This window comes from Modestobacter sp. SYSU DS0904, from assembly GCF_054051115.1.
The window spans coordinates 79,990-99,661 of sequence record NZ_JBJHAQ010000008.1 but is presented as its reverse complement, the minus strand read 5'-3'; the positions used below and the strand labels follow the sequence as shown (position 1 = coordinate 99,661).

At 74.4% G+C, this 19,672-nt stretch carries 22 protein-coding genes; 18 read left to right on the top strand and 4 right to left on the bottom strand.

What is annotated here, in order from left to right:
• Positions 1-97: 97 nt before the first annotated feature.
• From ACI79U_RS07950 to ACI79U_RS07935, 4 genes are read right to left on the bottom strand one after another with little or no spacing between them, the layout of a single operon-like run.
• Positions 98-847, bottom strand: coding sequence for an energy-coupling factor ABC transporter ATP-binding protein (locus ACI79U_RS07950; protein WP_457066448.1), 750 nt, complete (start codon positions 845-847; stop codon positions 98-100).
• On the bottom strand, positions 844-1,629 hold the full coding sequence (cbiQ, locus tag ACI79U_RS07945) for a cobalt ECF transporter T component CbiQ (RefSeq protein WP_457066446.1): 786 nt from the start codon (positions 1,627-1,629) through the stop codon (positions 844-846). Before cbiQ ends, ACI79U_RS07950 begins: the two co-directional genes overlap by 4 nt.
• Position 1,630: 1 nt before the next feature.
• Positions 1,631-1,990, bottom strand: a complete 360-nt coding sequence (locus ACI79U_RS07940; protein WP_457066444.1) for a PDGLE domain-containing protein — start codon at positions 1,988-1,990, stop codon at positions 1,631-1,633.
• Positions 1,987-2,763 (bottom strand): energy-coupling factor ABC transporter permease, encoded by a 777-nt coding sequence (locus ACI79U_RS07935; protein ID WP_457066442.1) that lies wholly within the window; start codon positions 2,761-2,763, stop codon positions 1,987-1,989. The genes ACI79U_RS07940 and ACI79U_RS07935 overlap by 4 nt, the downstream gene beginning before the upstream one ends.
• Positions 2,764-3,178: 415 nt before the next feature.
• Here ACI79U_RS07935 and ACI79U_RS07930 point away from each other — a divergent pair, with 415 nt between their 5' ends.
• From ACI79U_RS07930 to ACI79U_RS07845, 18 genes are all read left to right on the top strand, one after another.
• Positions 3,179-4,501: an ammonium transporter gene (locus ACI79U_RS07930; RefSeq protein WP_457066440.1), complete on the top strand. Its 1,323-nt coding sequence runs from the start codon at positions 3,179-3,181 to the stop codon at positions 4,499-4,501.
• Positions 4,498-4,836: a P-II family nitrogen regulator gene (locus ACI79U_RS07925; RefSeq protein ID WP_166525939.1), complete on the top strand. Its 339-nt coding sequence runs from the start codon at positions 4,498-4,500 to the stop codon at positions 4,834-4,836. Before ACI79U_RS07930 ends, ACI79U_RS07925 begins: the two co-directional genes overlap by 4 nt.
• Positions 4,837-4,996: 160 nt before the next feature.
• A complete protein-coding gene (locus ACI79U_RS07920) occupies positions 4,997-7,366 on the top strand; it encodes a [protein-PII] uridylyltransferase (RefSeq protein WP_457066437.1) in 2,370 nt (789 codons plus the stop codon).
• 105 nt (positions 7,367-7,471) lie between these two features.
• Entirely contained in the window at positions 7,472-7,660 is a 189-nt protein-coding gene (locus ACI79U_RS07915) for a hypothetical protein (protein ID WP_457066435.1), read from the top strand.
• A gap of 150 nt (positions 7,661-7,810) precedes the next feature.
• Positions 7,811-9,394, top strand: a complete 1,584-nt coding sequence (gene ffh, locus ACI79U_RS07910) for a signal recognition particle protein (RefSeq protein ID WP_457066433.1) — start codon at positions 7,811-7,813, stop codon at positions 9,392-9,394.
• 4 nt (positions 9,395-9,398) lie between these two features.
• Entirely contained in the window at positions 9,399-10,484 is a 1,086-nt protein-coding gene (locus tag ACI79U_RS07905; RefSeq protein WP_457066431.1) for an amidohydrolase family protein, read from the top strand.
• Positions 10,485-10,673: 189 nt separating this feature from the next.
• The gene (locus tag ACI79U_RS07900; protein ID WP_457066429.1) at positions 10,674-12,410 is read left to right on the top strand and encodes a proline--tRNA ligase; all 1,737 of its coding nucleotides are present in this window, start codon (positions 10,674-10,676) and stop codon (positions 12,408-12,410) included.
• On the top strand, positions 12,403-12,759 hold the full coding sequence (locus tag ACI79U_RS07895; protein WP_457066427.1) for a ribonuclease E inhibitor RraB: 357 nt from the start codon (positions 12,403-12,405) through the stop codon (positions 12,757-12,759). Before ACI79U_RS07900 ends, ACI79U_RS07895 begins: the two co-directional genes overlap by 8 nt.
• Positions 12,760-12,934: 175 nt before the next feature.
• The gene (rpsP, locus tag ACI79U_RS07890; RefSeq protein WP_457066425.1) at positions 12,935-13,399 is read left to right on the top strand and encodes a 30S ribosomal protein S16; all 465 of its coding nucleotides are present in this window, start codon (positions 12,935-12,937) and stop codon (positions 13,397-13,399) included.
• A 3-nt stretch (positions 13,400-13,402) separates the two neighbouring features.
• Positions 13,403-13,639: an RNA-binding protein gene (locus tag ACI79U_RS07885; RefSeq protein WP_299958160.1), complete on the top strand. Its 237-nt coding sequence runs from the start codon at positions 13,403-13,405 to the stop codon at positions 13,637-13,639.
• Between the two features lie 44 nt (positions 13,640-13,683).
• The gene (gene rimM / locus ACI79U_RS07880; protein WP_457066423.1) at positions 13,684-14,199 is read left to right on the top strand and encodes a ribosome maturation factor RimM; all 516 of its coding nucleotides are present in this window, start codon (positions 13,684-13,686) and stop codon (positions 14,197-14,199) included.
• On the top strand, positions 14,196-14,945 hold the full coding sequence (gene trmD / locus ACI79U_RS07875) for a tRNA (guanosine(37)-N1)-methyltransferase TrmD (RefSeq protein WP_457066420.1): 750 nt from the start codon (positions 14,196-14,198) through the stop codon (positions 14,943-14,945). The genes rimM and trmD overlap by 4 nt, the downstream gene beginning before the upstream one ends.
• A 24-nt stretch (positions 14,946-14,969) precedes the next feature.
• Positions 14,970-15,470 (top strand): NUDIX hydrolase, encoded by a 501-nt coding sequence (locus ACI79U_RS07870; RefSeq protein ID WP_457066418.1) that lies wholly within the window; start codon positions 14,970-14,972, stop codon positions 15,468-15,470.
• A 192-nt stretch (positions 15,471-15,662) separates the two neighbouring features.
• The gene (gene rplS, locus ACI79U_RS07865) at positions 15,663-16,019 is read left to right on the top strand and encodes a 50S ribosomal protein L19 (RefSeq protein WP_457066416.1); all 357 of its coding nucleotides are present in this window, start codon (positions 15,663-15,665) and stop codon (positions 16,017-16,019) included.
• A 145-nt stretch (positions 16,020-16,164) separates the two neighbouring features.
• Entirely contained in the window at positions 16,165-17,202 is a 1,038-nt protein-coding gene (gene lepB / locus ACI79U_RS07860) for a signal peptidase I (protein ID WP_457066414.1), read from the top strand.
• 217 nt (positions 17,203-17,419) lie between these two features.
• A complete protein-coding gene (locus tag ACI79U_RS07855; RefSeq protein ID WP_457066412.1) occupies positions 17,420-18,112 on the top strand; it encodes a LuxR C-terminal-related transcriptional regulator in 693 nt (230 codons plus the stop codon).
• A gap of 261 nt (positions 18,113-18,373) precedes the next feature.
• Positions 18,374-19,228, top strand: coding sequence for a ribonuclease HII (locus ACI79U_RS07850; protein ID WP_457066410.1), 855 nt, complete (start codon positions 18,374-18,376; stop codon positions 19,226-19,228).
• Positions 19,225-19,545 (top strand): DUF2469 domain-containing protein, encoded by a 321-nt coding sequence (locus ACI79U_RS07845; protein ID WP_457066408.1) that lies wholly within the window; start codon positions 19,225-19,227, stop codon positions 19,543-19,545. The genes ACI79U_RS07850 and ACI79U_RS07845 overlap by 4 nt, the downstream gene beginning before the upstream one ends.
• Positions 19,546-19,672: the final 127 nt, after the last annotated feature.

Genomic DNA, 19,672 nt, shown 5'->3' with positions numbered 1-19,672 from the left:
GTCGCTGGTGCCTCCTGCCCGGCTCCTGCCATCGGCCCGATGGTGCGGGCTACCCCCGGTCACCCCGGCTGCAACCGTGGACCACCGGGCAACGGCCTCAGCCGACGGCGCGGGGGTCGAAGCCGAAGGGCAGCTCGAGCCGGTGGGCGGCCAGCAGGGCCGTGTCGGCGAGCAGCTCCCGGGTCGGGCCGTCGGCCACGATCACCCCGCCGTCCAGCACCACCGACCGCGAGCACAGCTGCAGGGCGTAGGGCAGGTCGTGGGTGACCATCAGCATGGTCACCGGCAGCGCCTGGAGCACCTCGGCGAGCTCCCGGCGGCCGGCGGGGTCGAGGTTGCTGCTGGGCTCGTCGAGGACGAGCACCTCGGGCTGCATCGACAGCACGGTGGCGACGGCGACCCGGCGTCGCTGCCCGAAGGAGAGGTGGTGCGGGGGCCGGTCGACGGCGTCGGCCATCCGGACGGCGCCCAGGGCGTCGGCCACCCGGCGCGCGACCTCGGGCTCGGGGAGACCCAGGTTGCGGGGGCCGAAGGCGACGTCCTCACCGACCGTGGGCATGAAGAGCTGGTCGTCGGGGTCCTGGAAGACGATCCCGACCCGGCGGCGCACCTCCTGCAGCGAGCGCTCGGTGACCGGCAGGCCCCCGACCTCCACCCGACCCCGACCCCCGCGCAGGATGCCGTTCAGGTGCAGCACCAGAGTGGTCTTGCCCGCCCCGTTGGGGCCCAGCAGCGCCACCCGCTCGCCCGGCTCGATCCGCAGGTCGACCCCGAACAGCGCCTGGTGCCCGTCGGGGTAGGCGAACGCCAGGTCGTCCACGACCAGGGACGGCGGGGGAGTGCTCACCCGAGCAGTGAACCCGCCGTCAGCACGGCCGCCGCGGCCAGGGGCAGGGTGAGTGCGAGGGCCCAGGAACGGGGGCCCACCACGGCGACCGGCCCGGTGGGGATCCGGCCGGTGTACCCGCGGGACAGCATCGCCAGGTGCACCCGCTCACCGCGCTCGTAGGAGCGGATGAACAGCGACCCGGCGGCCGGGCCCAGCACCTTCAGCGCGCCCAGGTGCCGGGCGCGGAAGCCCCGGGACTCCCGGGCGACCCGCATCCGGCGCAGCTCGCCGCCGACCACGTCGGCGTAGCGGATCATGAAGCCGAGGATCTGCACGAGCACCGAGGGCATCCGCAGCCGCTCGAGGCCGCGTAGCAGGGCCCGCGGCTCGGTGGTCGCGGCCAGCAGGGTGGCGGCCAGCACCGACAGCGTCGCCTTGGCCAGGATGCTCCCGCCGGCCGCCAGCCCGCTCTCGGACAGCGAGAGGCCGAGCACCTCGGTGCGGGGCCCGCGGGAGACGAACGGCAGGAGCACCGCGAACAGGACGAAGGGCACCTCGACCACCAGGCCGCGGAGCAACCGCCCGGGGCGCACCCCGGCGACGGCCGCGACGACGAGCAGCAGCACGAGGAAGGCGGCGTAGGCCAGCGGCGCCCAGCCGGCGTGCACCGGGGTGAGCACCACGACCAGGGCGAAGGTCAGGACGGCGACCAGCTTGGTGTGCGGCTCCAGGCGGTGCACCGGGCTGTCGCCGGGGACGTAGGTCGCCCCCAGGCCGCCGTGCGTGTGTCCGGCGCCCACCTCAGTCGCGGGAGGCGGGGACGGCGTCGTCGGTGGGCTCGTCGTCCCGGCTCTGGCCCCGGCGGCGCAGCACCAGCGTCAGCCCGCCGGCGAGCACCAGGACCAGCAGCACGCCGACCACGCCGGCCAGGCCACCGGAGAGCCGGGCGTCGTCGATCCCCGCGGTGCCGTAGTCGGCCAGCGGGGAGCCGGCGACCGCGCTGTCCTGCGCGGTGTGGTCGAAGCCCTGCTCGGCGGCGGTGGCCTCCAGGCCGTCGGGGGAGGCGCTCGCGTAGAAGCTGCCGACCCCGGCGATCAGCAGGGCGACGACGACGCCGGCCAGCAGGAAGGCCCGGGTGCGACCGCGCTCCGGGGCGCTCACCGGGCGTCCGTGGGGGTCAGCACCGGCCGCTGGTCGGCGTCCGCCGCGGGCTGGGGTGCGGTGGTGTTCGGGGTGCGGGGCCGCCCGGCGGTCTCCGGGCGCGGGGCCAGCGTCGTCGCCGGGCGGGCCAGGTGCCGGGCACCGCGGACCAGGTCCGGCCGGACCGCGAGGACCGCACCGAGCACCGCGACGGTGATGGCCGCCTCGCCCAGCCCGATCAGCAGGTGCACGCCGCCCATCGCGCCGGCGACCGCCACGAGCGACACGTCGGCGACCCCACCGAGCCCGAAGAGGCCGGCGAAGACCAGCGCCGCCACCGGCACCGAGAGGAACGCGCCCACCCCGGCCGCGGCGAGCACCCCGGTGCGGCCGGCCGGCAGCACCCGGCGCAGCCCGGCGAAGACGCCGTAGCCGACCGCCACGGCGACCAGCGCCATCAGCGTGACGTTGGTGCCCAGGGCGGTGAGCCCGCCGTCGGCGAAGACCAGGGCCTGGACCAGCAGGACGACGGTCATGCACAGCACCGCCGTCCAGGGGCCGACCAGGACGGCGGTGAGCGCGCCGCCGACCAGGTGGCCGCTGGTGCCGTAGGCGATCGGGAAGTTCATCATCTGGACCGCGAAGACGAAGGCGGCGGTGAGGCCGGCCATCGGTGCGGTCCGCTCGTCGAGCTCCCGGCGGGAACCGCGCAGGGCCAGGGCGACGCCGGCGGCGGCGACCGCCGCGGTGCCGGCGGTGGTGGCCGCGTCGAGATAGCCATCGGGGACGTGCACGCGGACCTCCGGGACGTCGGGTGGTGCGCCGGCCGGGCGGCCTGGGCACGGCCGGCCGCGGCGCTGCGACTGACCGACCTTATTGCACATCGATCGCAGTTGCATCCCGCTTGCAACAAGGCGGCCGGGAGCCGGCGGGCAGGTGACGCACCGCACCTCGAGGGTCACCGAGGGGGGCCGGCGGGACGTGCGCAACACAGCTGGAACAGAACCGGTCGACACGCGCTGCGGAGTTCACGGCCGCGAAACACGTCCGCGCCGCCGCTGGAAACACGAGGTCGGCACCGTTCTCACCGCGTCGCCCCCCGGTGGAGGCGCCGGCTCAACCCGCCGCCCTCCCAGGGCGGCGGTCGACCCCGAGGCCCCCGGGCCCCCGCTTGCGGCCGAAGGCCGACGACACCCTCAGGAGGTTGCCGTGCTCGACACCGGCAATACCGCCTGGATCCTCACCAGCGCCGCTCTCGTGCTGCTGATGACCCCAGGCCTCGCACTCTTCTACGGCGGCATGGTCCGCGCCAAGAGCGTGCTCAACATGATGATGATGAGCTTCGGTGCGCTCGCGCTGATCAGCGTGCTGTGGGTGCTCTGGGGGTACTCCATCGCGTTCGGCGACGACATCGGGCTGGGCCTGCTCGGCAGCCCCTTCGAGTTCTTCGGGCTCAACGGCCTGATGGAGGACACCGACGCCGCGCTCCCGACCATGGCCTTCGTCGGCTTCCAGTCCGTCTTCGCCATCATCACCGTGGCGCTGATCTCCGGCGCCATCGCCGACCGGGCCAAGTTCGGCTCCTGGATGGTCTTCGCCGGCATCTGGGCGACGGTCGTGTACTTCCCGGTCGCGCACTGGGTCTTCGCCTTCGACGGCGACGACGTGGTGGGTGGCTGGATCGCCAACGACCTGGCGGCGATCGACTTCGCCGGCGGCACCGCGGTGCACATCAACGCCGGTGCGGCGGGGCTGGCCCTGGCCCTGGTGCTGGGCAAGCGCCGCGGCTTCGGCCGGGACGCGATGCGGCCGCACAACCTGCCGCTGGTGATGATCGGCGCCGGGCTGCTGTGGTTCGGCTGGTTCGGCTTCAACGCCGGCTCCGCGCTCGCCGCGGACAACACCGCCGCCGTCGCCTGGGTGAACACCCTGGTCGCCACCGGTGCCGCGACGCTGGCCTGGCTGCTGGTGGAGAAGATCCGCGACGGTCACTCGACCTCGCTGGGCGGCGCCTCCGGCGTGGTGGCCGGGCTGGTCGCGATCACCCCGGCCTGCTCCGCGGTCTCGCCGATCGGCGCGATCATCGTCGGCGCGGTCGCCGGTGCGCTGTGCGCCCTGGCCGTGGGCCTGAAGTTCAAGCTCGGCTACGACGACTCGCTCGACGTCGTCGGCGTCCACCTGGTCGGTGGCCTGGTCGGCACCATCCTGGTCGGCTTCGTCGGCACCGCGGCCGCGCCGGCGGGTGTGGACGGCCTCTTCTACGGTGGCGGCGTCGACCAGCTGTGGCGGCAGGTCGTCGGCGCACTGGCGGTGCTCGCGTACTCGTTCATCCTCACCCTGGTCATCGGCTTCCTCATCCAGAAGACGATCGGCTTCCGGCTCACCGAGGAGGACGAGGTGAGCGGCATCGACACCGTGGTGCACGCTGAGTCGGGGTACGACTTCGCCTCCCTGGGTGGCGGTGGCAGCACCGCGCCCCTGGGTGGCCAGGCACGCGCCGAGGCGCGCAACACGGAAGGGAGCCGGGCATGAAGCTCGTCACCGCCATCGTCAAGCCGTTCAAGCTCGACGACGTCAAGAACGCACTCGAGCTGATCGGCATCGCCGGTCTGACCGTGAGCGAGGTCCAGGGCTTCGGTCGTCAGCGGGGCCACACCGAGGTCTACCGCGGGGCGGAGTACCAGGTGGACTTCGTGCCGAAGGTCCGCATCGAGGTCGTGGTCGGCGAGGTCGAAGCGGCCCGGGTGGTCGACGCGATCGTCGAGGCCGCGTCGACCGGGCAGATCGGTGACGGCAAGGTGTGGGTCACCACGATCGACGAGGTCGTCCGGGTCCGCACGGGAGAGCGCGGGGCCGACGCGCTCTGACGAAGGACCCCGTCCTCCTCATCCCTCGCACGCTCGGGTGAGCCTCGGGACGGGGCCGGCACGACCTCGGTACGTCGGCCGGGGTGGTGGGGAGACCCGCCGCCCCGGCCGACGCGTCTCACGACGCCGACTCCGTCCCCACCACCGCGAGAGGTGCTGCGTGCTCGACCTCGAGGCCCTGCCCCGCCTGCCCCGCGCCGAGCGGGTCCAGGCGGTGGACACCTGGCTGGCCGGCCTGCTGGCCGAGGCGCTCGCCGGCACTCCGCGCCCGACCGGCCGGCGCGGGGCCCCGCCGGCGACACCGGCGGAGCAGGGGGTCGCGCTGGTCGCCGTCGGCAGCCTGGGCCGGCGCGAGCTGCCCCCGCACGGTGACCTTGACCTCGTGCTCGTGCACGACGGCCGGCCGGAGATCGCCGCGCTCGCCGATGCGCTCTGGTACCCGATCTGGGACGCCGGGCTGCGGCTGGACCACTCGGTGCGCACCGTGGCGGAGGCGGTCGCGGTCGCGGGCGACGACGTCAAGGCCGGGTTCGGTCTGCTCGACGTGCGCCACGTGGCCGGTGACCGGGAGGCAAGCACCGCACTGCGCACCGCCACCCTGGCCTCCTGGCGCCAGCACGCCGGGCGGCTGCTGCCCGAGCTGCGAGAGCTGCGGCGCACCCGCGGCCGCCTGGTCGGCGAGCTGGGGTTCCTGCTCGAGCCCGACCTCAAGGAGGCCTACGGCGGCCTGCGGGAGGGGCAGGTGTTGCGCGCGCTGGCCGCCGCGCAGCTGGCCGACGAGCCCCCGGCCGACGTGGGGGAGGCCTACACGCTGCTGCTCGACGCCCGGGACGCCCTGCGCGCGCGCAGCGGCCGGGCGATCGACGTGCTGGTCCGGCAGGAGCAACGGCCGGTCGCCGAGGCGCTCGGGCTGGCCGACGACGACGCGCTGCTGCGCCAGGTGAGCCTGGCGGGCCGGCGGCTGGCGTTCGTCGCCGACGAGACCTGGCGCCGGGTGGACGCCTCGCTGGTCCGCCGGCCCCGGGCCCGCTACCGCCGGGTGCGCCGGGAGCCGCTGGCCGAGGGGCTGGTGCGCCAGGGCGACGAGGTGGTGCTGGCCCGCGACGCCCGGCCGGCCGCCGACCCCGGCCTGGTGCTGCGCGGCGCCGCGGCGGCCGCGCGGGCCGACCTGCTGCTGTCGCCGTACACGCTCAAGGTCCTCGCCGTGCACGCCCCGCCGCTGCCCGAGCCGTGGCCGCCGGAGGTCCGCTGGTCGTTCCTGCGTCTGCTGGCCAGCGGGCGCAGCGCCGTCCCGGTGCTGGAGCAGCTGGACCAGGAGGGGCTGCTGTCCCGGATGCTGCCGGAGTGGGACCGGGTGCGGTCGCTGCCGCAGCGCCACCCCTGGCACCGGTTCACCGTCGACCGGCACCTGGTCGAGGCGGCGGCCGCGGCCGCGGAGCTCACCCGGGACGTCGACCGGCCGGACCTGCTGCTGGTGGGCGCCCTGCTGCACGACATCGGCAAGGGCTGGCCCGGCGACCACACCGACGTCGGGGTGGTCGTCGTGGGGGAGGTGGCCGCCCGGATGGGGTTCAGCCCGCCGGACGTCGCCACGCTGGTCGCGATGGTGCGCCACCACCTGCTGCTGCCCGACGTGGCCACCCGTCGCGACCTGGACGACCCGCTGACCGTCGACCGGGTGGTCGAGGCGATCGACGCCGACGCCGCCCTGCTGCAGCTGCTGCACGCGCTCGCCCAGGCCGACGGCGCGGCCACCAGCACCTCCGCCTGGTCGCCGTGGAAGGCCCACCTGGTCGCCGCCCTGGTGGCCCGGGTGGCCGCCCGGCTGGGCAGCACCGCGACCCCGGAGCCGGTGCTGGAGCCCACCGAGCCGCAGGTCACCGCACCGGCGCCGGCGATCCCCGGGCCGACCGAACCGGTCACGGTCGGCATGGAGGACGTGCTGGACGGTCAGCAGATCACCATCGGCGCGCCCGACCGGCCCGGGCTGTTCAGTCTGTGCGCGGGGGTGCTGGCGCTCAACCAGCTCGACGTGCGCGCGGCGCGGGTCAGCGTGCAGGGCGGGCACGCCACGCAGGTGTTCGCCGTCCGGCCCCGGTTCGGGCGCGCACCGGTGCCGGAGATCCTCGCCGACGGCGTCCGCGCCGCGCTGGAGGGCACCCTGCCGCTGGCCGAGCGGCTGCGGCAGCGGGAGCACGACTACAGCCAGGACCGGGCGCCGGGGCGCGCGCCGCGGGTCTCCTGGTTCGACGCCGAGGCCACCGGGGTCACCGGCCTGGTGGAGGTGCGCGCCACCGACCGCGCGGGCCTGCTGCACCGGCTCACCGCGGCGCTGGCCGACGCGGGGCTGGACGTGAGCTCGGCCACCATCGAGACGCTGGGGGCGGACGCCGTCGACGCCTTCTACGTCGCCGACCCCAGCGGTACCCCGATCGACGCCGGCCAGCGCGAACGCGCCGAGCGGGCGCTGGTCGCGGCCGCCCGCGGGGAGGTCCGCGACGCCGCCGGACTGCCCGGCCGCGACGGCTGAGCGGCGCCCGGCCCGGCGGCTGCCCCGGTTCTGTCGGACCCTCGTGGGACGTTGCAGGTGTCGGACGACGACCGGCGCCGAGACGACGAACGGAAGGGGCACCCCGTGAGCGAGCTGCCGACCTGGCCCTGCGTGAGCTGTGGGCACGACACCCGCTTCGAGCAGCCACCGTGCATCGACGGCCACACCGAGGACGGTGGCGAGTGCCCGGAGTGGCTCTGCGTCGACTGCGGCGCGGCCATCGTGAACCGCGAGGTGTCGGCGGGGGAGCGGCACCGGCGGGCCGCCGCCTGACCAGGTGCACCGCCGCGGGGTCCGCGTCGGCCCGGAGGTCGTTAGGCTGGGCAGAGGTGGCGTGACGGCCCCGGGGTGGCCCCGGGCGCCCGAGTCGAACCGTCCGGACTCCGGCGGCGGCTGCGCGCCCGACTGCTTTGAGGACGTGTTGTGTTCGAGACCCTCTCCGACCGCCTGGACAAGGTCTTCACCGGTCTGCGCGGCAAGGGCCGGCTCTCCGACGAGGACATCGACGCCACCGCGCGCGAGATCCGGATCGCCCTGCTCGAGGCCGACGTCGCCCTGCCGGTCGTCCGCTCCTTCATCACCTCGGTCAAGGAGCGGGCGCGCGGCGCCGAGGTCTCCCAGGCGCTGAACCCGGCGCAGCAGATCATCAAGATCGTCAACGAGGAGCTCGTCGGCATCCTCGGCGGGGAGACCCGGCGGATCCGCTACGCCAAGCAGTCCCCGACGGTGATCATGCTGGCCGGTCTGCAGGGCGCCGGGAAGACCACGCTGGCCGGGAAGCTCGGCCGCTGGCTGAAGAGCCAGGGGCACACCCCGCTGCTGGTCGCCTGTGACCTCCAGCGCCCCAACGCGGTGCAGCAGCTGTCCGTGGTCGCCGGGCAGGCCGGCGTGGACGTCTTCGCCCCCGCCCCCGGCAACGGCGTCGGCGACCCGATCGCGGTGGCCCGCGAGTCGATCGACCACGCGCGGCGCACGATGCACGACGTCGTCGTCGTCGACACCGCCGGCCGGCTGGGCATCGACGCGGAGCTGATGGCCCAGGCCGCCGGCATCCGCGACGCCGTGCAGCCCGACGAGACGCTCTTCGTCGTCGACGCGATGATCGGGCAGGACGCGGTCACCACCGCGCAGGCCTTCGCCGAGGGCGTCGGCTTCTCCGGCGTGGTGCTCACCAAGCTCGACGGCGACGCCCGCGGTGGTGCGGCGCTGTCGGTCCGGTACATCACCGGCCAGCCGATCATGTTCGCCTCCACCGGCGAGAAGCTGGCCGACTTCGACGTCTTCCACCCCGAGCGGATGGCCTCGCGCATCCTCGGCATGGGCGACGTGCTCACCCTCATCGAGCAGGCCGAGCAGGCCTTCGACGCCGACCAGGCCGAGCGGATGGCCGGCAAGCTGGCCGCCCGCGAGGGCTTCACCCTCGAGGACTTCCTCGAGCAGATGATGGCGATCCGCAAGATGGGGCCGATCGCCAACCTGCTGGGGATGCTGCCCGGTGCGGGCCAGATGAAGGACCAGCTCAAGCAGGTCGACGAGCGTGACCTGGACCGCACGGCGGCGATCATCCGGTCGATGACGCCGGCCGAGCGGGTCGAGCCGAAGATCATCAACGCCTCGCGGCGGGTGCGCATCGCCAACGGCTCCGGCATGAGCGTCACCGACGTCAACCAGCTGCTGGAGCGGTTCGCCCAGGCGCAGAAGATGATGGGCCAGATGGCCGGCAGCATGGGCATGCCCGGCATGGGGCCGATGTCGAAGAAGCAGCGCGGCCGGCAGAACCAGGTGCAGGCCCGCGGCAAGGGCAAGAAGGGGAAGGGCAAGGCCAAGGGTGGCCCGGCGCGCCGGCCGATCGGTGCGCCCGGCGCGATGGGTGGCTTCCCCGGCGGCATGCCCGGCCAGCCGCCCGGTGGCCTGCCCGGCCTCCCGCCCGGCCAGGCGCTGCCCGACCTCTCCAAGCTCGACTTCAGCCAGTTCAAGGACGGCCCGTCCCGGGACCAGGGCCGCTGAACCGGTGACCACCCCCGCCCTGCACCTGTCCGGCGTCGTCCTCCCCGAGGGGGAGCACCGCGACCTGTGGGTGCGGGACGGGCGGATCACCTTCGAACCCGTCCCGGGCGCCGAGACGGTCGACCGGGGCGGGTTCGTGCTGCCCGGCCTGGTCGACGCGCACTGCCACGTCGGCCTCGGGCACGGTGGTGAGCACGTCGGTGACCTCGAGGGGCTCCGCGCCCAGGCGCTCGCCGAGCGGGACGCCGGCGTGCTGCTGCTGCGCGACTGCGGTTCACCGGTCGACACCCGGGTGCTCGACGACCACGCGGACCTGCCGCGGGTGATCCGGGCCGGCCGGCACCTGGCCGCGACCCGGCGGTACATCCCCGGGCTGGCCATCGAGCTGGAGCCGGCCGACCTCGTCGAGCAGGTCCGGGTGCAGGCCCGGCGGGGCGACGGCTGGGTGAAGCTCGTCGGCGACTGGATCGACCGCGGGGTGGGCGACCTGGCGCCGGAGTGGCCGGCCGACGTCGTCGCCGCGGCGATCGCCGCCGCGCACGAGGAGGGCGCCCGGGTCACCGCGCACACCTTCGGCACCGATGCGCTGCCCGACCTCATCGGGGCCGGCATCGACTGCATCGAGCACGGCAGCGGGCTGACCGAGGAGCTGGTCGGCGAGATGGCGGCCCGGGGCACCGCGGTCGTCCCGACCCTGGTGAACGTGGCGAACTTCCCCGGCTTCGCGGCGGCGGGGGAGGCGAGGTTCCCCGCCTACGCCTCGACGATGCGGCGGCTGTACGCGCAGGCCGGCGCCGTGGTGCGGGCGGCCCACGAGGCCGGTGTGCCGGTGTTCGCCGGCACCGACGCCGGCGGCGGCATCGACCACGGGGTCATCGCCGACGAGGTGCGGGCGCTGCACGCCGCCGGGTTGCCCGCGGAGGCGGCGGTCGGCGCGGCGTCCTGGGCGGCGCGCGGGTGGCTGGGCCTGCCCGGCATCGCCGAGGGGGCGCCGGCCGATCTCGTCGTGTACGAGGCCGACCCCCGCACCGAGCTGGACACGTTGCAGCGACCGCAACGACTGGTCCTCCGCGGCCGCGTCGTCGCCTGAGCAGCTGGGCGCGGGGATCAGCGAACCGGACCACCTACGGGTACGGATCTCCCGACGCAGTCGGTCGGTTGTGACGAGGGAGGGCGGAGCCCTCCACGAGGAGGAACCGGGAACGGCTCAGCGCAGCGCGGGAACCCGCTGGACGCGGTGTCGGCCGGTAGGCCGACAATGTGCACCGTGCTCTTTCGGATGTCCTCCCTGTTCCTGCGCACCCTGCGCGACGACCCGGCCGACGCGGAGGTCCCCAGCCATCGCTTGCTCGCCCGGGGCGGCTACATCCGGCGGGCTGCGCCGGGTGGCTTCACCTGGCTGCCGCTGGGCTGGCGGGTGTTCCGCAACGTCGAGCGCATCGTCCGCGAGGAGATGGACGCGATGGGCGCGCAGGAGGTGCACTTCCCCGCGCTGCTGCCGCGCGAGCCCTACGAGGCGACCGGCCGCTGGACCGAGTACGGCCCCAACCTGTTCCGGCTCCAGGACCGGCGGGGCAACGACTTCCTGCTCGGCCCCACCCACGAGGAGATGTTCACGCTCCTGGTGAAGGACCTCTACGGCTCCTACAAGGACCTGCCGGTCTCGCTGTACCAGATCCAGACCAAGTACCGGGACGAGGCGCGTCCCCGGGCCGGGCTGTTCCGCGGCCGTGAGTTCACCATGAAGGACAGCTACTCCTTCGACGTCGACGACGCCGGACTGGACCGCTCCTACGCCGCGCACCGCGAGGCCTACATCCGGATCTTCGACCGGCTCGGCCTGGAGTACGTCATCGTCTCGGCGATGTCCGGCGCGATGGGCGGGTCCAAGAGCGAGGAGTTCCTGCACCCGACGTCGATCGGCGAGGACACCTTCGTCCGCTCACCCGGCGGGTACGCGGCCAACGTCGAGGCCGTCTCGACCGTCGTCCCCGAGTCGATCCCGTTCGACGGGCTGCCCGAGGCGCACGTCGAGGACACCCCGGACACCCCGACCATCGAGACGCTGGTCGCCGCGGCGAACGAGCTGTTCCCGCAGGCCGGGTACACCGGCGCGTCGACGCTGAAGAACGTCGTCGTCACCCTGGTCCACCCCGACGGCACCCGGGAGCCGCTGGTCATCGGGCTGCCCGGTGACCGGGAGGTCGACGCCAAGCGGCTGGAGGCGCAGGTCTCGCCCGCCGAGGTGGAGCCGTTCACCGACTTCGCCGCCCACCCCGACCTGGTGAAGGGCTACATCGGCCCGCAGGTGCTGGGCAGCGAGAGCAAGACCGGCATCCGTTACCTGGTCGACCCGCGGGTCGTGCCCGGCAGCCGGTGGATCACCGGCGCCAACGAGCCCGGCAAGCACGTCTTCGACCTGGTCGCCGGCCGCGACTTCGGCTGGGACGGCGTCATCGAGGCCGCCGAGGTGCGGGCCGGCGACCCCGCCCCGGACGGTTCCGGCCCGCTGGAGCTGGCCCGGGGCGTGGAGATGGGTCACATCTTCCAGCTGGGCCGCAAGTACGCCGAGGCGCTGGACCTGAAGGTGCTCGACGAGAACGGCAAGCTGGTCACCGTCACCATGGGCTCCTACGGCGTCGGCGTCTCCCGGGCCGTGGCCGCCATCGCCGAGTCCACGCACGACGAGCTGGGCCTGCGCTGGCCGCGGTCGGTCGCTCCGGCCGACGTCCACCTGGTCGCCACCGGCAAGGACGCCGCCGTCTTCGAGGCCGCGCAGGCGCTGGCCGAGGAGCTGGTCGCCGCCGGGTTGACCGTGCTCTACGACGACCGCCCGAAGGTCTCGCCCGGGGTGAAGTTCAAGGACGCCGAGCTGCTGGGCATGCCGACGATCGTCACCGTCGGGCGGGGCCTGGCCGAGGGCGTCGTCGAGGTGCGCGACCGGGCCACCGGGGAGCGGGCCGAGGTGCCGGTCGCCGAGGCCGCCGGCGCCGTCCTCGCCGCCGTCCGTGGCTGACGAGCCGGCCCTCCGGGAGCAGCTCCGGCTCACCGCCGAGACCGTCGAGGCGAACCTGGGGCACGGCGACCAGGTGCACGCCCCGCGGCCGATCGACCACCTGGCCGGTTTCCGGTCCCGCCGGGCGGCGGCAGCCGCGTCCGCGGAGCTGGTGCAGGCCGGCTACCGGATCGACGGCACCTACCGGCGGCTGCTCACCGTCTGGGTCGAGTTCAGCGCGATGACCGCGGTGGACCACGACTCCGCGGCGGCGTTCACCCGGGAGATCGTGGCGATCGTCGGGCGGCACGGCGGTCGCTACGACGGCTGGGGTGGCTTTCTCGTGCCGCCGGAGGGCACCGGGGACTGACCTCGCCCGGCCGCGGTCATGAGCTCTTCCCCGGCGTCTGGCATCATGGTCTGTCGAACACGGCGGCGGGTGGCCCTCTCACCATCCACGCCCGTGTCCATCGCCTCGCCCCGGCGTACCCCCACGCGTCCGTCCGGCGGGCAACCACACACGTTCGAGGAGCACACCACACACCGTGGCCACCAAGATCAAGCTCATGCGCCTGGGCAAGATGCGCGCGCCGTACTACCGCATCGTCGTCGCCGACGCCCGCACCAAGCGGGACGGTCGTTCGATCGAGACGATCGGCAAGTACCACCCGAAGGAGGACCCGTCCTTCATCGAGGTCGACGGCGAGCGTGCCGCCTACTGGCTCGGTGTCGGCGCCCAGCCGACCGAGGCCGTCCGCGCCATCCTCCGGGTCACCGGTGACTGGCAGAAGTTCAAGGGTGAGCCGGCTCCGGCCCCGATGAAGGTCGCGGCCCCCAAGCCGGACCGGAAGGCCCTGTACGAGGAGGCCGCCCGCGCCGCCATGGACGAGCCGACGACCGAGGCGACCACCCCCAAGAAGAAGGCCGCTCCCAAGGCCGACGCCGCTCCGGCTGCTGACGCCCCGGCTGCCGAGGCGGCTCCCGCCGCCGAGACGCCTGCTGCCGAGTAAGACGTGCTCGAAGAAGCGCTCGAGCACCTGGTCAAGGGCATCGTCGACAACCCCGACGACGTCGTGGTCGACATGGTCAACGGCCGGCGCGGCAAGACCCTGGAGGTCCGGGTCCACCCCGACGACCTCGGCAAGGTCATCGGCCGCGGCGGCCGCACCGCCAAGGCGCTGCGGCAGGTCATGACCGGTGTCGGCGGCCGCGGCCTTCGGGTCGACGTCGTCGACACCGACGGGCGCTGAGCACTCCCGGCGCCACCGGCGCCACCCCCGCACACCCCGACACCGTGGTGGTCGGCCGCATCGGCCGGCCCCACGGTGTCCGTGGTCAGGTGACCGTCGAGGTCCGCACCGACGACCCCGACCTGCGGTTCGCCCCGGGGTCGGTGCTGCTCACCGATCCCGCCTCCCGCGGCCCGCTGACCGTGCACGCCGCCCGCTGGCACAGCGGTGTCCTGCTGCTGCAGCTGGCCGGTCCGGACGGCGTCGTGGCCACCGACCGGGAGGCCGCCGACGCGCTGCGCAACACGCGGCTGCTCGTCCCGGTCGACGCGCTCCCCGAGCTCGACGACCCGGACTCGTTCTACGACCACCAGCTGGTCGGTCTGGCCGCCGAGCTGACCGACGGGACGCCGCTGGGCGAGGTGACCGCCGTGCGGCACGAGGGCGCCGAGCTGCTGGTCGTGCGGCGCACCGACGGCCGCGAGCTGCTCGTCCCGTTCGTCACGGCCATGGTGCCGACCGTGGACGTCGCCGGTGGGCGGCTCGTCGTCGACCCGCCCGAGGGGCTGCTCGACCTGTGAGCGGCTTCCGGATCGACGTGGTCACGATCTTCCCGGAGTACCTCGCCCCGCTCGGCCAGTCGCTGCTGGGCAAGGCCGCCGCGCGGGGCCTGGTCTCCGTCGGGGTGCACGACCTGCGGCAGTGGACCGACGACGTCCACCGCACGGTCGACGACGCCCCCTACGGCGGCGGCCCCGGCATGGTCATGCGCCCCGAGCCCTGGGCCCGGGCGCTCGAGGCGGTCCGGCCGCCGGGCACCCGGCTGGTGGTGCCGACCCCGGCCGGTCGGCCGTTCACCCAGGCGGTCGCCGCCGAGTGGGCCGCCGAGCCCGGGCTGGTCTTCGCCTGCGGCCGCTACGAGGGGATCGACCAGCGGGTCGCGGACTGGGCGGCCTCGGCCGGCCCGGTCTCGGAGGTCTCCATCGGCGACTACGTCCTCGCCGGTGGCGAGTCCGCGGTGCTGGTGATGGTCGAGGCGGTGACCCGGCTGATCCCGGGGGTCGTCGGCAACGCCGAGTCGGTGGAGTTCGACTCCCACGCCGACGGGCTGCTCGAGGGCCCCTCCTACACGCGCCCGGCCACCTGGCGCGGCCAGGACGTGCCGCCGGTGCTGCTGTCCGGTGACCACGCGGCCATCGCCCGCTGGCGCCGCGCGGAGTCCTTGCGGCGCACCGCCGACCGCCGACCCGACCTGCTCGCCGCGCTGCCGGCCGAGGGGCTGTCGGCGGCCGACCGGGCGGCGCTGGACGCCGACCCCCAGCCGTGACCACCCAGTCGTGACCAGCCAGTCGTGACCACCCAGCCCTGGGTCCGGCCGACCGCGCGCGTCCTGGTGCTCGACCCGGCGCAGCGGGTGCTGCTCCTCGGCGCCCGGCTCACCGGCCCGGACGCCGTCCCCGGCGACGTGCTGTTCTGGTACACGCCCGGTGGGGGAGTGGAGGACGGCGAGGACCTGCGCACCGCCGCCGTCCGGGAGCTCGCCGAGGAGACCGGCCTGCGTGCCGACCCCGCCGACCTGGAGGGGCCGGTCTGGCTGCGCCGGCACCTGGGCCGGTGGGGCGGGCAGGCGATCGACTCCCGGGAGACGTTCTTCGTGCTGCGCGACGTCCGGCACGAGGTCGACGTCGCCGGGCGCACCGAACTCGAGCTGCTCGCCGACGAGCCGCACCGCTGGTGGAGCGCGGCCGAGGTGGCCGCCGGCGGGGTGGCGTTCGCCCCCCAGCAGCTCGCCGAGGTGCTGCCGCAGCTGCTCGCGGGCCCGTGGACGGGGCCCCCGCGCATCGTCAGCTGAAGATGTGGCACAGTAGAGAGCTGCTGCACGCCGTCGGCTCCTGTCGATGGTGGCTCCCCGCCTGACGACGACGTTCCCTGACCACGTCATGGACGATGTCGCGGGTGGTGGAGCGCGGCCCCCCGGTACGGACTCACCGGGACCCCGCTGCCCGTTCCACGACGAGTTCCCTAGATCCTGAGGACTGCTGCGATGAACACCCTGGACGCCCTCGACGCCGCGTCGTTGCGCAACGACATCCCCGACTTCCGCCCCGGGGACACCGTGAAGGTGCACGTGCGGGTCATCGAGGGCACCCGCTCGCGCGTCCAGGTCTTCCAGGGCGTGATCATCCGGCGCCAGGGTGGCGGGATCCGCGAGACCTTCACCGTGCGCAAGGTCAGCTTCGGCGTCGGCGTGGAGCGCACCTTCCCGGTGCACACCCCCGTCGTCGAGAAGATCGAGGTGCTCACCCGCGGTGACGTCCGCCGGGCGAAGCTGTACTACCTCCGCGAGCTGCGCGGCAAGGCCGCCAAGATCAAGGAGAAGCGCGAGGTCGTCGCGCGCTGATCCCAGCGTCTCCGCGTCGAACGGGCCGGCTGCCACGGGCAGCCGGCCCGTTCGCGTTCTCCGGGGGGCTCGCGCGCCGGTGAGGTCGCGACGCTGCCCCGCGTCCGCCGGGCGGGGTGGCGCGCGGACCGTAGGCTGATCGGCGATGAGCACGCACGGCCCCACCGACTCGTCCGCCGGCAGTCCCGAGCGGGACGACACCCCGGACTCCCCGTCCACGCCGGAGGCGGGCGACCGCCGCGCCGGTGGGCCCGACCCGGGCGGCACGTCGACGGGGAGACGCGCACCGGCGAAGAAGGGCTCGCTGGTGCGTGAGCTGCCGGTGCTGCTGGTCATCGCCTTCGTGCTGGCCCTGCTGGTGAAGACCTTCCTGGTGCAGGCGTTCTTCATCCCGTCGGGCTCGATGGAGCAGACGCTGCACGGCTGCCCCGGCTGCACCGGGGACCGGGTGCTGGTCAACAAGGTGCCCTACTGGTTCGGCGAGCCAGAGCCCGGTGACGTCGTGGTCTTCCGCGGGCCGGACACCTGGTCCCCGGAGATCGCCGTCGAGGAGCCGAGCAACTGGTTCACCGGGGGGCTGCTGACCCTGGGCCGGACGATCGGGGTGGCCCCGCCCAGCGAGGACGACTACGTCAAGCGGGTCATCGCCACGGGCGGGCAGGAGGTCGCCTGCTGCGACCCGGAGGGCCGGGTGACCGTCGACGGCGAGCCGCTGGACGAGCCGTACATCTACCAGGACAACCCGATCGAGTCGCGGACGTTCTCCCCGGTCGTCGTCCCCGAGGGGCGGCTGTGGGTGATGGGCGACCACCGCTCGGCGTCGGCGGACTCCGTCGAGCACAGCAACGACAAGTACGCCGGCACCATCGCGGTGGACGACGTCATCGGCAAGGCGGCGCTCATCGTGTGGCCGTTGGACCGGTTCGGGCTCATCGACGACCCGGAGATCCAGCAGGCCGACGCGGCAGCCGCCCCGGTCGGGGTGCCGGTCCAGGGCGGCGCGGCAGTCGCGGTCCCCTACGTGCTGGGGTTGGCCGGCGCCGTGCCGCTGACCGCCTGGCGGCGGCGCAGGCTGCATCGTGCCCGTGCGTCGGGCCCGTCCCGGCGCCCGCCGCGCACCGGTTGGCGGCGCGTGCGGCGCCCGGCGCAGACCCGGCCGGCGCGGGGCTCCTCGGCCGGCTGACCACCGCCTGCTCGAAAGGGTCCTCCTGGCCCACTGTCGAGCAGGCGCGCCGTCGGTCGAGCACACCCGGCGACCGCCCGGACCCGTCTTTCGGCATGATCTGCGCGCGTCGTGCAAAGAAGTTCGCGGAAGTTGTTCAAGTACTCCGTTCACCCGGTCGATGTACATCGCAGAGAGTCATCAGACCCGAACGGAGAGTCAGACAGTGTCTGCACCCATGGCGAGCACCACGCGCGGCGTCACCCGCGTCATGATCCTCGCGGACGCCCCGGTTCTGCGCCGCGGCCTGATCGGCATGATCAACGAGACCGCCGGCATGCAGGCGGTGGGCACCCCCGGGGAGCCCCGGCGGGCACTGACCCTGGCCGACTCCGCCCGCCCCGACGCCGTCGTGGTCGAGCTGGGCGCCGGCCGGGCCGCGACCCTGAACGCCTGCCGTGACCTGCGCCGCCGCTACCCGCAGATCGCGATCGTCGCGATCGCCAGCTCCGAGGACCCGGCCGTGGTCAACGAGGCGCTGGCCGCCGGCGTCCGCGGCTACCTGCTGATGAACACCTCGCCCACGCTGCTGGGCTGGGCGGTGCTCGCGGCTCGTGCCGGGCGCACCGTCGTCGACCCGCAGATCCGCCGCACCGAGGGCGGGGTCGAGTCGGTCGCCAAGCCGCTCACCCCCGAGGTGCCGCTGACCCGCCGGGAGTCCGACGTCCTCGACGAGCTCCTCCAGGGGCAGTCCAACCGGCAGATCGGCCGGAACCTGTTCATCAGCGAGGACACCGTCAAGTCCCACGTCAAGGCGATCCTGCGCAAGCTCGGCGCCCGCGACCGGGCCCACGCCGTCTCGCTGGTGCTCTCCGCCCGCAACCCCACCTGCACCTGCGGCGCGCACTCCTTCACCGCCACCGGCGTCTGAGCCGGCGGGCCGGGAGCGGACCGGGCATCGCGCCCGCCGCCTCCCGACCCGACCCCCACGGCCGGGACGTCCCCCCCACGTCCCGGCAGGCCGGGCTGGTCGGCAGCTGCCGATCACGCCCGCCCGCCACGAGCCGGTCCCCGTTCCCCCGCGGACCGGCTCGTGTGCGTTCGCCGCCCGGTGCGTGCGCCGCCCGGGTGCGTGCGCCGTCGGCCGGTCCCGGGGCCACCACGGACCCCGGCGTCGTAGGGTCGGCAGTCGATGCCTGCCCGATCCACCGTCCCCGGCTCCGGGGCCGTCCCGCGCTCCCGCGGCGGCGCTGCCGTGGAGGCGCCGGACGCCCTCTGGGAGATGGAGCGCTCGCTGCGCCGCCGCGGTTTCGGCGCGATCGCCGGCGCCGACGAGGCCGGTCGCGGAGCCTGCGCCGGGCCCCTGGTCGCGGCCGCCTGCGTGCTGCCGGCCGGCCGGCGCGGCCGCGTGCCCGGACTGGCCGACTCCAAGCTGCTCACCCCGGCCACCCGGGAGCAGGTCTACGCCGAGGTCGTGGACCGGGCGGTCGCCTGGTCGGTCGTCGTCATCCCGGTGCCCGAGCTCGATGCCCGGGGCATGCACGTGACGAACATCGAGGCCCTGCGGCGGGCCGTGCACACGCTCGACCCGGGCCCGGAGTACGTGCTCTCCGACGGGTTCCCGGTCAGCGGCCTGGCCCAGCCCTCGCTGGCGGTCTGGAAGGGCGACCGGGTCGCCGCCTGCGTCGCCGCCGCCTCCGTGCTGGCGAAGGTGACCCGGGACCGGATGATGCTCGACCTGCACGCGCGGTTCCCCGACTACGGGTTCGACGTGCACAAGGGCTACATCACCGAGACGCACAGCGCGGCCCTCGACGAGCACGGCCCCTGCCCGGAGCACCGGATGCGGTTCGTGAACGTGGCCCGGGCGCGGGACGCGCACGCCGCGCGGACACCGGCGCTGCCGCAGAGGGGGGCCATGCCCGATGATGGACCCGTGCCCGCCCAGTCGAACGACCTCCCGGAGCTCGTCTCCGGATCCATCCCGCGGGCTGCCGACCACCGTGCCGGCCTGCCCACGCCGGCACTCGTGGAGCACACGCGATGAGCACCGAGGACCTCGAGAAGTACGAGACCGAGATGGAGCTGCAGCTCTATCGCGAGTACAAGGACATCGTCCGCCAGTTCTCCTACGTGGTGGAGACCGAGCGGCGGTTCTACCTGGCCAACAGCGTCGACCTGCAGGTCCGTGACGCCGGCGGTGAGGTGTTCTTCGAGCTCACCCTCACCGACGCCTGGGTCTGGGACATGTACCGCCCGGCGCGGTTCGTGAAGAACGTGCGGGTGGTGACGTTCAAGGACGTCAACGTCGAGGAGCTGGACAAGCCGGACCTCGAGCTGCCGGACAACCCGCGCCTGCCCTGACCCCGTCCTCCGCACCCGGCCAGGCTGCACCGGCGCGGCGCTGACCGGCGGGGCGTCGTCCACAGCCGCACCCGCTGTCCACAGACCCGGTGCGGCACTGGCCCGCCGCCCCGGGCCGGGATCAGGG

Coding starts and splice junctions, on each gene's coding strand:
- ACI79U_RS07925 (WP_166525939.1), top strand. CDS start 4,498: ATGAAGCTCGTCACCGCCATCGTCAAGCCGTTCAAGCTCGACGACGTC.
- ACI79U_RS07900 (WP_457066429.1), top strand. CDS start 10,674: ATGTCCTCCCTGTTCCTGCGCACCCTGCGCGACGACCCGGCCGACGCG.
- rplS (WP_457066416.1), top strand. CDS start 15,663: ATGAACACCCTGGACGCCCTCGACGCCGCGTCGTTGCGCAACGACATC.
- lepB (WP_457066414.1), top strand. CDS start 16,165: ATGAGCACGCACGGCCCCACCGACTCGTCCGCCGGCAGTCCCGAGCGG.
- ACI79U_RS07855 (WP_457066412.1), top strand. CDS start 17,420: ATGGCGAGCACCACGCGCGGCGTCACCCGCGTCATGATCCTCGCGGAC.
- ACI79U_RS07850 (WP_457066410.1), top strand. CDS start 18,374: ATGCCTGCCCGATCCACCGTCCCCGGCTCCGGGGCCGTCCCGCGCTCC.
- ACI79U_RS07845 (WP_457066408.1), top strand. CDS start 19,225: ATGAGCACCGAGGACCTCGAGAAGTACGAGACCGAGATGGAGCTGCAG.